Raw genomic sequence first — 12,885 nt, forward strand, 5'->3', positions numbered from 1 at the left:
CGGGCGACTCGCGGGGCGGCGGCGCGCGGAACCTCAGCCCGGCGTGCGCGAGCAGAGCGCGGCAGCGATCGCCCCGGTCGTCGAGCTCCACCAGCTTGGCGCGCGTCGCGAGCCCGATCGGGGCATCGAGATCGAGCGGGGCGAAGGGGTTGTCGCCGGGCGACGGGCGCAAGGCCACCAGCAGCCCCGCCGCGAGGCTGGCCGACAGCAGCAGCCATAGGCTCGCCTTCGAAAGGCCGATCAGCAGGCGGAGGAACGGCATCGCTCCTTTCGACGTTCGACGGCAAGGTGCGTTCCAGCACTCACCGGAGATCCCGCATGACCGCCACCCGCCTGACCACCAAGAGAGTCGAAAAGCCCTGGGGACGGCGCGATCTGTGGCCGGCATTCGATTCGGTGCCCGAAGGCGGCGCGCCCGTCGGCGAGATCTGGTTCGAGGTGCCGGGCGAGCAGGATGGGACGACCGACGGACCCGAGCTGCTGATCAAATATCTGTTCACCAGCGACAGGCTTTCGGTGCAGGTCCACCCCGATGACGCCGCCGCGCGCGCCAAGGGCTATCCGCGCGGCAAGAGCGAGGCGTGGGTGATCCTCGACGCCGATGCGCATGCCTCGATCGCGCTCGGCACGCTTTCGGTGATCAGCAAGGAGAAGTTACGAAGCTCCGCCGAGGATGGCTCGATCGAGGGGCTGCTCGACTGGAAGGCGGTCAAGAAGGACGACAGCTATTATACGCCGTCGGGCACGATCCATGCGATCGGGCCGGGGCTGACGCTGATCGAGGTCCAGCAGAACGTCGATTTGACGTACCGGCTCTACGATTACGGCAGCGACCGCGAACTGCATCTCGACGACGGCATCGCGGTAAGCAATCCCGTGCCCTATGTGGCGCCCTACAAGGCGCATGCGATCGCCGAGGGCCGGGAGATATTGGTCGATGGCCCGGCGTTCGTGCTCGAGCGATGGAAGGGCGCGGCGACCACGCCACTCAGCGGGGACGGCCGCAAGATCTGGCTGGTGCCGATCGCGGGCAGGGGCGCGATCGATGGCGCCGATCTGGAAGCGGGCGGCGTCTGGCTGGTAGAGGGAGGCGCGACGCTGGCACTGGAGGCGGACAGCGATCTGGTGGTGGCCTATCCCGGAAGCGGCGTAATGGGCGATTTGCGTGGTGATCGCGTGGCAAGGTCATGATTGCGCCACGATCACCCGTTGCGACTTGGGGAAGAAAGCGCTGCCTTCTCCATCGCTTGCCGCAACCGCGAAAGGGGATCATAGATCGGCCCGCTAGCGGACTTGTCCGCAACCGCAGTCGCGTGCCAAAGGGCGGGTAATGGTCGTGCGTGAACATCGGATCGGAGGCGGCGGCAGGGCGGCCCGGCGCGAGTTTCTGTTCCTGCAGGGCCTGGCCGGGCCGTTCTTCTCGCTGCTGGGGCGCCGACTCGCCGAGCATGGCCACGGCATCCACCGGATCAATTTCAACGGCGGCGACCGCATCTATTGGCGCGAGGGCGGCGCGGTCGACTATCGCGGCAGACTGGATGGCTGGACGCCGTTCTTCTCGCGCTTCGTCCAGGCGCGCGGGATCACCGATGTCGTGCTGTTCGGCGATTGCCGGCCGCTGCATCGCGCGGCGATCGGCATCGCGCGCGCGGCGGGGCTGCAGATCCACGTCTTCGAGGAAGGCTATATCCGCCCGGATTTCGTCACGGTCGAGCGCGGCGGGGTCAACGGCCACAGCGGCCTGTGGCGCGATCCGCAAGCCTATCTGGACGCCGCCAAGCAACTGCCGCCGCTGCCCGAATTTCCGGGCGTGCCCTCGTCATTCGGGCGCCGGGCGTGGGAGGACGTCGTCTATAATCTGACGGCGGTGGCGCTGCGCCCGTTCTTCCCCGGATATAAGACGCACCGGCCATGGAGCATCCTGACCGAATATGCCGGCTGGATCCGGCGGCTGATCGGATCGAAGGGCGCGCAGGCGCGATCGCGGGCGGTGCTCGATCAGGTCGCGGCGAGCGGCAAGCGCTATTTCGTCTTCCCGCTTCAGCTCGACGACGATTCGCAGATTCGCGTCCATTCCAACTATGGCGGTATTCAGCCGGCGATCGACGAGGTGCTGCAATCCTTTGCCGAGCATGCGCCCGAGGACGTGCTGCTCGTGGTTAAGGGGCATCCGCTCGACAACGGCCTGATCGACTGGCGCCAGCGCGTGTGGGACGGCGCGGCCAAGCTCGGAATTGCCGACCGCGTCCCCTTCGTCGAAGAGGCCGATATCGATCAGATGGTGCGCGGCGCGGCCGGCGTCGTCACGGTCAACAGCACCACGGGGACTCTTTCGCTGCGCCATGGCGTGCCGACGGTGGTGCTCGGGCATGCCGTTTATGATGTGCCGCAGGTCACGCACGGCGGCGGCCTCGCCACCTTCTGGCGGACACCCCAGCCGCCCGAACCCGAGGTGTTCGATGCCTTCCGCCGCGTGCTCATCGATCGCTGCCTGGTCCATGGTGGCTATTTCAGCGACGAAGGGCTGGAGATGCTCGTGTCCGGATCGGCCGCGCGGCTCGAGGCGGCGCCGCCCGGCGTGGTCCAGTTGCGCACCGTGCCGACCAAGGCCGAGGTGCGTGCTCCGATCGGCAAAGCCGCGCCCGCCAGGGGATGACCGCCACAACGAGCATTCTCGTGACCGGCGCATCGAGCGGGCTCGGTGCCGGGCTGGCGAAAAGCTATGCCGCGCCCGGCGTGCGATTGGCGCTGACAGGGCGCGATGCCGCAAGGCTGGAGGCAACCGCCGATGCCTGCCGCGCTAACGGAGCCGAGGTGATTACCGGCCTGTTCGATGTCTCGGAGGCGGCATCGTTTGGGCATTGGCTGCTGGAGCAGGATGCGCTGGCGCCCTTCGACATCCTGCTGCCCTGCGCGGGCGTTTCGGCGGGGACCACCGTCGAGGGCGAGCCGGAGGGCTTGGCTCTCGCGACCATGCAGGTGCGCGCCAATCTGCTCGGCACGATCAACACGATCGAGCCTTTGCTGCCGCGGCTGATCGGGCGGGGAGTGGGGCGCATTGCGACGATCGCGTCCTCGGCGGCGCTGCGTGGGCTCGCCTACAGCCCCGCGTACAGCGCGAGCAAGGCGGGCGTGCGCGCCTATGGCGAGGGACTGCGCGCGCTGCTCACACCCAAAGGCATTTCGGTGACGGTGGTGGTTCCGGGCTTCTTCGATACACCGATGACGGAGCGCTGGCAGGGGCCGACGCCGTTCATGGTCAGCCTCGACAAGATGGTCAGCGTGGTCCGCAAGGGCCTCGATCGCAAGGCGAAGCGCGTGACCTATCCGCGCTTGCTTGCGCTCGGCCAGCAAGCCGCCGATCTGATGCCCGCCGCCTGGGGCGATCACATCATGCGCAATTTCCAATTCCACATCGAGCCGGGACACTGAGCGGGGCGCTGCTCCGTCTCGGCCTCGGCCTTCTGCTCACCTTCGCGACCTGGATCGGGCTGCGGCGGATGGTGAGTGCCGGGCGTCCGCCATCGATCGGCGTGCTTGTGCTGGATGGCTTTCCGATCGCCACGGGGTTTGGCCTGTTCCTGTTCGGCACCGGGCGGCCGATCCTCGCCGGGATCGGCATCGCCGCGCTGGGCTTCGGGTTGGGCCTGGCCGATACGATGAAGCGGCTGGTCCTGCGCGAACCCGTGGTGTTCGCCGATCGCTCCGAACTGTTCGAGGTGATCCGCCATCCGCGTTTCTACCTGGCCTTTATCGGTACGGGCATCATGGTCGCGGGCGGCGCGCTGATCCTGGCGGTGGTGCTGGCACTTGCGTGGGCGGAACCGCCGTTGTGGGCGTGGACGACGGGCGGCACGGTGGTTCGGCTGGTGATCGCCGCGACCCTCGGCCGCCTCGCCTTCGTGTTGCCGTCCCGCCTGCCGCTCCAGCCGCGGCTGCAATCTCTCTATGAAAGCTGGAAGCCGAGCCGCGATCCCGAGACCGACATTGCGCGCTTCGGCCTGCTCGCCACGGTGATCATGCACGCCACTATCGCGCGTGGCGAGCGGCCCGCGCGCCGCGCCGCCGCGATTGCACGGGGACTGCCTTCGCTGCCGGCGGGGCAGGGGCCGATCATTCTCTGGCAAGCGGAAAGCTTCGTGGATGTGGGCCGACTCGATCCGGACCTTGCCGATCGTCTGCCCAATCTGGCGCGTCTGATGGACGGGGCCCGACTGCGTGGCAGGCTCTCCGTGCCGGCGTGGGGGGCGAACACGATCCGGACCGAACTCGCCGCCGTCGCCGGGATCGGGCCCGATCTGCTCGGCCTCGATCGCTTCAATCCCTATGACGCCTTCGCGCGCACCGCGCTGCCATCGATCGCGACCCAGGCGCGCGCGGCGGGGTATCGGACGGTCTGCGTCCACCCATACAGCCGCAGCTTCTACGCACGCGACACGGTGATGCCCTGCCTCGGCTTCGATTGCTTCATCGGCATCGAGGCTTTCAGAGGCGCCGAGCTGGACGGGGGTTATGTCACCGATATGGCGTTGGCGCGGTTTGTCGCCGATCTGGTGGCGAAGGAAGGGCCAGGCCTGTTCGTATTCGCCATCTCAATCGAGAATCACGGGCCTTGGGATACTATGCACGATGGCCGCCCGCCCGCAGTGCTGCCGCCGGCGTGGGCCGCGTTGTCCGACGCCGCGCAGATCGGCCGCTGGCTGCGGCATATCGAGGCGACCGATGCGGCGCTCTCGCCGCTGCGCGAAGCGATCGAGCGGTTAGGACAGGGCTGGCTCGGCTTCTATGGTGATCATCATCCCGGCCTCGCCGGCCCCTTCCTCGCGCCGGGAGCGGCGGATGGGCGAACGGATTATTTTCTGTGGCAAGCGGGCGGTGCGCCCGGCGAGACTGTCGATTGCGCGGGGGAGGAGTTGCCCGCGCGCTGGCTCAGCCTGATGCGCTGATGCCGGTGTGGAGCAACCAGCGTTCGGTGCCTTCCAGCCCGAGCGCGGTCAGCCGCCCGGTCTGATAGGCCCCCGTATCGATCCCCAGCCGATTGGCGCGGATCTCGGGTTCATAATTGATGCTGTGGCCGTGGACGATCATCATGCCGTGCGAGCCGATATGCTCGAGGAAGGGCTTGCGGATCCAGCGCAGTTCGGAAGGCGCCTGCTCCTCAATCGGAACGCCAGGGCGGATGCCGGCGTGGACGAACAGATAATCACCGATCGCAACCCGATCCTCCATCTTGCCAAGGAAATCGCGGTGCGCGGGTGGTATGAAGGCGTTGAGCTGTTCGATCAGGCGGGCGCCGACCATCGTCTCGAACACATCACGATCGAGACCATAGCTCTGCATCGTCTCGATGCCGCCGACCCGCTCGAACAGCGAAAGTGCGGCCTCGTCGCCCGAGAGCGCTGCGAGGAATAGCTCTTCGTGATTGCCCATGATCGCATGGAAGCGCGTGCCTTGCTCTGAAAGCGCGATCGCCCGCGTGATGACGCCGGCCGAATCGGGTCCGCGATCGATCAAGTCGCCCAAAAGGATCAAAGTGGCCGGCAGCGGATCGCGCGCGCCGGCATCCTCTGCAATTTGACTCAGCAATTCATCGAACAGGTCCGCGCGACCATGGATGTCGCCGATCGCATAGACGCGCTGACCCGCCGGAATTGCTGCGGGCGTATCGGTCTCGATCGCCGGTTTGCGGAACAGCGAGGAAAACATGGGCCCCATCTAGGAACGACGCGCGCGCAGCGCCAACATTCTAGCCGTGAAGACGTTTCGTATCCGTTGTCGACTGGCCATTCAGCGCGAGGATATGGCGCGCCGCGTCGCGCACGGCGCCGTGCCCACCCGGGCGCGGGGTAACGAAATCGACAAGGGCGAGAATCTCGGGTTCGGCATCGGCTGGGGCGATGCGCAAGGCGGCGACGTTGAAGAGGGGAAGATCGGGAAGGTCGTCGCCCATCGCGGCGGTATCGGAATGGGGGATGCCGAGCGTGCTTTGCAGCGTCGCCGCGGCGTGAGCCTTGTCGGCGATCCCGGCGTGGACATGCTGGATGCCAAGCTCGGAAGCCCGGCGGCGGAGCACGGGCGAATCCCGCCCGCTGATGATGGCGACCGCGACGCCCGCCGCAGTCAACTGCTTGATACCCAGGCCGTCACGGACATTGAACCGCTTCAGGACCTCGCCATCCGCGTTGTAATACAAGCCGCCATCGGTCAACACGCCGTCGACATCGAGGAGCAGCAGGCGGATCATTGACCGACACTAGCCGGATCGCAAAGTATGAGGAAGCAGCCGGCGCCCCGCTGCTGCTCTGATCGATGTATTTTTGCCGGTACTGCAAACGCTTGGGCGTGACCAGGCCACCACTAGGCTGAAATGGGGCTCGCTTCGGTCCTAGCTCGGGTCTAAGGGCTGGCTTCAAGCGCAACAGCGAGGGTGGGGTAAGCATGAAGCCGGCCAAGCGTCCCGATCAGGTGCTTTCGCCTATCGCGGCTGATGTGGTCGCGTTCGGGCGGCAGGTTGTGGCTACCGAGGCGGATGCGCTGGTTTCGCTTGCCACCGCGCTTGATGAGCATTTCGCGACCGCCGTCGATCTCGTGCTGAGTTTGCACGGAAGGCTGATTTGCACGGGCATCGGTAAATCCGGGCATGTCGCGCGTAAGGCGGCGGCGACCTTTGCCTCCACCGGTTCGCCTGCTTTCTTCGTCCATCCTGCCGAAGCAGCGCATGGCGATTTGGGCATGGTAACGGCGGGTGATGCGCTGATAGCCTTTTCAAACTCGGGAGCCACTGCCGAACTTCAGCCGCTGTTGATGCACGCGGCCAAGCTCGGCATGCCGATCATCGGCATCGCCGCCAATTCGGACTCGCTGGTGATGCGGCACGCTAGCGTGCCGCTGCTACTGCCCAAGGTGGACGAGGCCTGCCCCGCCAACCTCGCGCCGACGACCTCGACATCGATGATGATGGCGCTTGGCGATGCGCTGGCGATGACCGTGATGCGTGAGCGAGGCGTTTCGCGCGCGGGTTTCGAGGAATTGCATCCTGGCGGCGCGATCGGGCGGCAGCTGATGCGTGTGGCGGCAGTAATGCACCGCGAGGATTCGATTCCGATCGTCCGTGCCGATGCGCTGATGCGCGATGTGATCGTGACGATGACCACCTGCAGCTTTGGCATCGCCGGCGTCGTCAATTTCGAAGGTACACTGATCGGGGTTATAACCGACGGCGATTTGCGACGGCACATCAGCAACATTTTGGATATGCCCGCGCATGAGGTGATGACACCCAATCCGATCTGGTGCGGGCCCGGCTGGCTGATCGAGGACGCGCTGGCGCTGCTCAATCGCCAGAAGATCACCGCGATGTTCGTGGCGGAAGATGGCCCTTCGCCCAAACCGATTGGTATCGTCCACGTCCATGATTTCCTGAGGCTGGGGCTCGCTTGAACGTCACCATCGTCATCCCCGCCCGCTTCGCTTCCACTCGTTATCCTGGCAAGCCGCTTGTTCCGCTGAAAGGCGCGACGGGCATATCCAAACCATTGATCCAACGCAGCTGGGAGGTGGCGATGAGCGTGGGCGGTGTTTGCCGGGTGATGGTGGCCACGGACGATGATCGGATCGCCGAGGTGGCGCGAGGATTTGGTGCCGAGGTCGCGATGACGCCCGCGACTTGCGCTAACGGCACAGAGCGTTGCGCGGCGACGCTGAGCGCGTTGGGTGATGACGTCGACGTGATCGTCAATCTCCAGGGCGATGCGCCACTGACGCCGCCCGCCTTCGTCGAGGCGCTGGTGGCTGCCATGGCGGATCCGCGGGTGGCAGTCGCGACCCTAGCTCTTCGAGCCCTGCCGGAAACACGGCGTCGCCTGCTGGCCGATCAGGCGGCTGGGCGGGTGGGCGGAACGACGATTGCGATCGACTCATCGGGCGACGCGCTCTATTTTTCCAAAGCGGTCATTCCGCATGTTCCCGCGAAGGCGCTGGACAATCCCGACCTGCCGTTTTTCCTCCACATCGGCGTCTATTCCTATCGCCGTAGTGCGCTGACCCGCTACGCAATGGCACCATCGTCGAGGCTGGAGGAATTGGAAGGGTTGGAACAACTTCGATTCCTCGATGCGCGAGTGCCAATGCGCATCGTGCAGGTTGCGAGTCACCTTGATATCTGGGAACTCAATAATCCCGAGGACGTGCCGGTGATCGAAGCGTCGCTGGCCGCCCGCGGGTTGGCGTGAGGTGGCGCGGAGCCATCCCGGTTCTCCGCCCGGCATTTGGGACGAGGCGGTTTCGGTTGCGCGGCGGGCGCGGCGGCGGCGGCGCGAGCGGCGTTGTCGGGCATTAACGCGCCCCAGCGAGGTGGGAGGCGGCCGGGTTCTAATCCACGCGCTGGAACGCCTGCCACTGTATATCGATGCCGGTGACGCGGGGCTTTCGCGGCGGCTTGTCGCGGACGGCTTTTGGGAAATGTGGCTGACGGAGGCGCTAGAACAGGTGCTGCGCCCCGGCATGACAGCAATCGATATCGGCGCGAATGTCGGCTACTTCACGCTGCTGATGGCCGATCGCGTCGGCGCGCGGGGCCGGGTCCATGCGTTCGAGGCCAATCCGGCCATGTCCGCGATGCTGGCGGACAGCGTCGCACTTGCGGAGTTTTCAGAGCGTGTTTCCGTCCATAACGATCCGTTATGGGACACGGACGGCGAGATCTGTTTGCTGAAGGTGCCGGAGGGAGAGCCGAAAAATGCACATCTCGTTACTGGTGCTGGCGAGGACGTGATCGGCATTCGCGGCGTCACCCGCCGTGCCGACGGCTTCCCCGCGCTGGCGCAGGCGGACGTTATCAAGATCGATGTCGAGGGCGCCGAAGAAAGAATTTGGAGCGGCATGGAGGGCTTGCTCGCAGGTGGGCGGCCAATGACCATCTTCCTTGAGTTCAGTCCTATCCGCTATGGTGCGCCCATGGCCTTTCTCGAAGCCATCATGACGAAGGGTTTCGCTTTGGGCGAACTCAGCGTCAGCCACGGCATTCGTGCAGTCACGGCGGGCGAGATCCTCGCCGGTGATTGCGCCGAGGATCGCATGCTAGCGCTTACGCGAGGACGCGCGCAATAATGGCGCTTCCGATGCTCTGCGTCGCCCCATCGGGCTCGACCAGCCGCTGTTCCTGATCGCGGGACCCTGCGTGATCGAGAGCGAGGCACTGGCGCTGTCGGTTGCCGAAGCCTTGCGGGGAATCGCCGATGGACTCGGCATTTTGCTGATCTACAAATCGAGCTTCGACAAGGCGAACCGCAGCTCGGGCGCGTCCTTCCGCGGGCCCGGACTCGAAGAAGGCCTGCGCATCCTTGAGAAGGTGCGCTCTGAAACCGGGCTACCGGTGCTGACAGATGTGCATGAGGTGGCGCAGGTGAAGCCGGTTGCCGAAGTAGTCGACATGCTCCAAACTCCAGCCTTCCTCGCTCGCCAGACCGACCTGATCGAGGCCGTGGCCGCGAGCGGCAAGCCGGCCAACATCAAGAAGGCACAGTTCATGGCGCCCGGCGATATGACCAACGTGATCGAGAAGGCGAGGGCAGCTGCTGCTGCGGCCGGACATAGTGGCCAGACCCTGTGCGTAGCCGAGCGCGGCACGAGCTTTGGCTATGGCAATCTGGTGGTCGACATGCGCGGGCCGGTGATCATGCGCGATACGGGCGCGCCGGTGGTGTTCGATGCGACCCATTCGGTGCAGCTGCCGTGGGCGAACGGGAAAAGCTCGGGCGGCCAGCGCGAGTTCGTGCCGGTGCTGGCGCGGGCGGCCGTGGCGGTGGGTGTCGCGGGGTTGTTCATGGAGACTCACCCGGACCCCGAGCGGGCTCTGTCAGACGGGCCCAATGCGATGCCGTTGGGAGAGATCGAGGCGCTGTTGCGAGGGTTGATCGCACTGCGGGTGGCGGCTGACTAGCTCTGATTCCAAAAGCAGACCGGCAAGTTCGTTGGGCGCGGCCGATACTAGGCATTCGCCTAGCGGATTTTGCGTCTCGATACATACCTGTTCCCCCCGAAAATACAGGTGAAATTTGAACCAAAACAGGTTTGCTGTTTCAATCGGTTGTCCCGTCCGATGCGGCATCGTCGCTTTTTTGGCGCGCCACGGGAGAATAACAGGTTGGATCACGTACCGTGGGTCGTCCGCTGCCGCCGCTGGCGCGGCTATTAACGGAACCGCAGGACCGACTGATGAAGAAAGACGGAACGCCCTCTCAGCAGGGCATCGCCTTCGACAATCAATTCAAGCTCAGCGTCTTATTCTTTATTCGCGCCGCGGCAGCGGATGGCGTCCCCATCAAAACAGCGATCGATCAACTCATTTCGAATTGGGCGGGCCGTCGAGAACCGCCTCTTACGAAGGGGGAAGCGGCCGGCGTTCGCGAGACGCTGCGGCGTCGGTATCACGAGTGGTACGCCGAGTTGTAAGAAGAGTGACCTTAGCAATTCCGCGATTGCCGATCTCAAAAAAGCGCGGCGAGCCGGCGGTTTCATGGAGAATTGGTACTGGGGAGGATGCCTATGTGCATCCGACCGAGCACCTCCGGAAGCCGCCACGCGGCCGACCGCGCAAGTAGAACTAGCTTCGCACATTTTTGGTGATCCACCGAGTCGTTCCCCTCAACCAAGGAGAACGTCCGTGAAGAGATCGATCAAGCGAATGCCAGCGGTTCGGCCACCGATGTCGCGCCCGAGCGTGGGGCATAACATGCCCAGCACGATCATGATGGTGGCGCCAAACGCGCTCAGGCTGCATCCCAACGGTCCCCGGCACTCTCACTGACCGCGATATCAAGCGCGTATCTCGGATGCTTCAGGCGTTTGGCGTGCGCGTGCCGCTCCTGATCGGCAATGACGGAAGCGTGATCGAGGGCCAAGTGCTTCTGCTCGCCGCACAGGCGATTGGGCTTCCCGAGATCCCGGTGATCCATGTGACCGACCTCAATCCGCTCCACGAGCGAATGCTATCAGCCACTCTGTCGCGAGTGGGCGAGCTCGGGCGATGGAAGAAGGACAAGCAGCGCGCACTGCTGGCCGAAATCATCGACACCATGCCCAGCTTTGACCTCGAGGGCCTGGCGCTGGACATGGGCGAGATCGACCTCATCCTCGATGGGACGCGCGCATCGTATCGGCTGCGGCGATGCAACCGACGACGCGTTCGTCAGCGAGCTAATGAACGGAGTCGCTGCGGCAGCAGTGTTTACTGACCCGCCCTACGGTTGTGCGATCGCGGGGTTCGCTAGCACGAAGAAGCGGCCGGAGGTGTGCAGGGGCCGGGGGACATGAGCCAGGGGGAGATCAGCTTCTTCTTCGCCAACATCTGCCGGGCGATTGCCCAGAACAGCCGCCCGGGTGCCTTGATCTACATCTGTATGGACTGGCGGGTGCTTCCCGCCCTTGTTGAGGCGGCGCGACCCAGTTTGGGTGCGCCGATCAACATCGCGGTCTGGGTCAAGGATCGCGCGGGCATGGGCGGCTTCCTGCGGTCACGAGATGATCCCGATCTTCGCGAAGGCGGGCGGCAAGCGCCGCAATAACGTTCAGCTCGGCGCCTTCGGTCGCGATCGCTCGAATGTCTGGGAATATCCCTCCGCCGCTACGATCGGCCCGAAGAGTGGGGAAGGTAACATGCTGGATATCCATGCGACTCCGAAGCCCGTCAAGATGATCGCGGACGCATTGCTGGACTCGACCGTGCGCGGCGATGTGGTGCTCGATCTCTTCCTGGGCTCGGGCAGCACGCTCGTCGCGGCAGACAAGCGCCGGTCGCTCCGCCTATCTGCGATGTTGTCAGGCAACGCCGACCGTAGCCCGGTCGCTTGGAATCTGATCGTAAGGGAAATCCGGCGTTCGGTTGTCACCCCGACAGCGGGCGCAGGTCGCGATGTCGTCATGCTCGCCGCGGCGAAGCTGTTCGCGCATCCGGTGCCGATCGATCGAACTCAGCATCTCGCTGAAGCTTTGTTCCGCAAGATTGCCGATTGGTTCGATCCTGCTGAAATCCTGGCAGCAGGCAAGCACCAGTCCATCGCAGTCGACAATCAGATCGTTCATCACTTCGGGCTCGCAGCGGATCGGTCCGGGCCCAAGCGACAGGCTGTCGAAAATGCGCTGGTCTTTGGAGCATCGATTGCTCATCGGATCATATTGGACGTTGACGGTGCCGCGCTCCGTGAACCAGCGCCGTATATTCTCCAATTCGCCGATGTTCCGCCGGCTTACCGGAACGCTAACGTGAACCTTATCGGGAAAGTCGCGGAGCAGCATCTCAAAACGCGGCAACACGCGGTTGAGCCGGAGCGGTTGCATCAGCTCGTTGTAGGTCTGTGGTTCCAGCGACTCACAGTGAAGCGATACGATATCGATGAGTTCCGTGAGCGCCTTGTGCTTCTCGCCATAGGCCGCACCGTTCGTATTGATCCCAAGCCCGACGTCCGGAAGGCGCGATTTGAAATAACGCGCACGCTCCTCGACGAGAGGGTCGACCAGACCGTCGCCGAAAAGGCCAAACACGACGCGATGTTCGAAGGTTATACCGTGGTCCGCGATGCCGTCGATCAGCTTCCGGTAAAGCTCCATCGACATCGTATTGCGCGGAACGTGAGAGGTTTCCTCCTTGCCCGTCGGGCAGTGGATGCAGGACGCGTTGCAGGTTCCGGTGGTGCCGATGGCTAGGAAGCGCATCTGCCGGGCGGCGCCCTCGATCGGCGGCCGCAGGAACCCCACTTCCCGCGCGGCGCCATGATGACCGGGATCAAGGAGGTTGGCGGCGCGGAAAAACAGGTTCGCACCTGGCTTGCGACGATGTTTCAGATAGCGCGCATTCTTGTACATCTGCACGCCCAGGCGCTCGCGAAG

At 64.7% G+C, this 12,885-nt stretch carries 14 protein-coding genes and 2 pseudogenes; 12 read left to right on the forward strand and 4 right to left on the reverse strand.

Annotated elements, in window-relative coordinates; genetic code table 11:
- Positions 1-262, reverse strand: a pseudogene (locus tag HUU94_RS03975) (extensin family protein); the annotation flags it as partial.
- 56 nt (positions 263-318) lie between these two features.
- On the opposite strand from HUU94_RS03975, the gene HUU94_RS03980 reads away from it, so the two are divergent.
- From HUU94_RS03980 to HUU94_RS03995, 4 genes are all read left to right on the forward strand, one after another.
- Positions 319-1,191 carry a class I mannose-6-phosphate isomerase gene (locus tag HUU94_RS03980; RefSeq protein ID WP_174273818.1) on the forward strand — a complete coding sequence of 291 codons (873 nt, stop codon included), beginning with the start codon at positions 319-321 and terminating at the stop codon, positions 1,189-1,191.
- Positions 1,192-1,330: 139 nt separating this feature from the next.
- Complete coding sequence (locus tag HUU94_RS03985) at positions 1,331-2,656, forward strand: capsule biosynthesis protein (protein ID WP_174273819.1); 1,326 nt, start codon at positions 1,331-1,333, stop codon at positions 2,654-2,656.
- Positions 2,653-3,432: an SDR family NAD(P)-dependent oxidoreductase gene (locus HUU94_RS03990; RefSeq protein ID WP_174273820.1), complete on the forward strand. Its 780-nt coding sequence runs from the start codon at positions 2,653-2,655 to the stop codon at positions 3,430-3,432. Before HUU94_RS03985 ends, HUU94_RS03990 begins: the two co-directional genes overlap by 4 nt.
- A gap of 101 nt (positions 3,433-3,533) precedes the next feature.
- Positions 3,534-4,946 (forward strand): LTA synthase family protein, encoded by a 1,413-nt coding sequence (locus tag HUU94_RS03995; protein ID WP_174273821.1) that lies wholly within the window; start codon positions 3,534-3,536, stop codon positions 4,944-4,946.
- On the opposite strand, the gene HUU94_RS04000 is transcribed toward HUU94_RS03995, so the two are convergent.
- Entirely contained in the window at positions 4,930-5,706 is a 777-nt protein-coding gene (locus HUU94_RS04000) for a metallophosphoesterase family protein (protein WP_174273822.1), read from the reverse strand. The two genes, HUU94_RS03995 and HUU94_RS04000, sit on opposite strands and share 17 nt — an antisense overlap.
- Before the next feature lie 40 nt (positions 5,707-5,746).
- Positions 5,747-6,244 carry a KdsC family phosphatase gene (locus HUU94_RS04005; protein ID WP_174273823.1) on the reverse strand — a complete coding sequence of 166 codons (498 nt, stop codon included), beginning with the start codon at positions 6,242-6,244 and terminating at the stop codon, positions 5,747-5,749.
- Positions 6,245-6,438: 194 nt separating this feature from the next.
- On the opposite strand from HUU94_RS04005, the gene HUU94_RS04010 reads away from it, so the two are divergent.
- The 8 genes and pseudogenes from HUU94_RS04010 to HUU94_RS12945 form a co-directional block, all read left to right on the forward strand.
- Positions 6,439-7,440: a KpsF/GutQ family sugar-phosphate isomerase gene (locus tag HUU94_RS04010; RefSeq protein ID WP_174273824.1), complete on the forward strand. Its 1,002-nt coding sequence runs from the start codon at positions 6,439-6,441 to the stop codon at positions 7,438-7,440.
- On the forward strand, positions 7,437-8,231 hold the full coding sequence (locus HUU94_RS04015) for a 3-deoxy-manno-octulosonate cytidylyltransferase family protein (protein ID WP_174273825.1): 795 nt from the start codon (positions 7,437-7,439) through the stop codon (positions 8,229-8,231). Before HUU94_RS04010 ends, HUU94_RS04015 begins: the two co-directional genes overlap by 4 nt.
- Before the next feature lies 1 nt (position 8,232).
- Positions 8,233-9,108: an FkbM family methyltransferase gene (locus tag HUU94_RS04020; RefSeq protein ID WP_217429562.1), complete on the forward strand. Its 876-nt coding sequence runs from the start codon at positions 8,233-8,235 to the stop codon at positions 9,106-9,108.
- A gap of 16 nt (positions 9,109-9,124) precedes the next feature.
- Positions 9,125-9,940: a 3-deoxy-8-phosphooctulonate synthase gene (gene kdsA / locus HUU94_RS04025; RefSeq protein WP_174273831.1), complete on the forward strand. Its 816-nt coding sequence runs from the start codon at positions 9,125-9,127 to the stop codon at positions 9,938-9,940.
- Positions 9,941-10,158: 218 nt separating this feature from the next.
- Positions 10,159-10,452, forward strand: a complete 294-nt coding sequence (locus HUU94_RS04030; protein WP_174273827.1) for a hypothetical protein — start codon at positions 10,159-10,161, stop codon at positions 10,450-10,452.
- A 398-nt stretch (positions 10,453-10,850) separates the two neighbouring features.
- Entirely contained in the window at positions 10,851-11,234 is a 384-nt protein-coding gene (locus HUU94_RS04035) for a hypothetical protein (RefSeq protein WP_174273828.1), read from the forward strand.
- A 75-nt stretch (positions 11,235-11,309) separates the two neighbouring features.
- Positions 11,310-11,564: a hypothetical protein gene (locus HUU94_RS04040; protein WP_174273829.1), complete on the forward strand. Its 255-nt coding sequence runs from the start codon at positions 11,310-11,312 to the stop codon at positions 11,562-11,564.
- Positions 11,521-11,775: pseudogene (locus HUU94_RS12945) on the forward strand (DNA methyltransferase); the annotation flags it as partial. The gene HUU94_RS04040 and the pseudogene HUU94_RS12945, both read left to right, overlap by 44 nt.
- Before the next feature lie 42 nt (positions 11,776-11,817).
- Here HUU94_RS12945 and HUU94_RS04050 read toward each other — a convergent pair.
- The coding region (locus tag HUU94_RS04050; protein ID WP_217429563.1) for a radical SAM/SPASM domain-containing protein at positions 11,818-12,885 on the reverse strand (1,068 nt) is incomplete at its 5' end.

It is taken from the genome of Sphingomonas bacterium (assembly GCF_903644055.1).
Classification (GTDB): Bacteria; Pseudomonadota; Alphaproteobacteria; order Sphingomonadales; family Sphingomonadaceae; genus Sphingomonas_I.

Excerpts from the sequence above, each read along its gene's own strand:
- HUU94_RS03985 (WP_174273819.1), top strand. The coding sequence starts at position 1,331 with ATGGTCGTGCGTGAACATCGGATCGGAGGCGGCGGCAGGGCGGCCCGG.
- HUU94_RS04000 (WP_174273822.1), bottom strand. The coding sequence starts at position 5,706 with ATGTTTTCCTCGCTGTTCCGCAAACCGGCGATCGAGACCGATACGCCC.
- HUU94_RS04005 (WP_174273823.1), bottom strand. The coding sequence starts at position 6,244 with ATGATCCGCCTGCTGCTCCTCGATGTCGACGGCGTGTTGACCGATGGC.
- HUU94_RS03980 (WP_174273818.1), top strand. The coding sequence starts at position 319 with ATGACCGCCACCCGCCTGACCACCAAGAGAGTCGAAAAGCCCTGGGGA.
- HUU94_RS04010 (WP_174273824.1), top strand. The coding sequence starts at position 6,439 with ATGAAGCCGGCCAAGCGTCCCGATCAGGTGCTTTCGCCTATCGCGGCT.
- HUU94_RS04040 (WP_174273829.1), top strand. The coding sequence starts at position 11,310 with ATGAGCCAGGGGGAGATCAGCTTCTTCTTCGCCAACATCTGCCGGGCG.
- HUU94_RS03990 (WP_174273820.1), top strand. The coding sequence starts at position 2,653 with ATGACCGCCACAACGAGCATTCTCGTGACCGGCGCATCGAGCGGGCTC.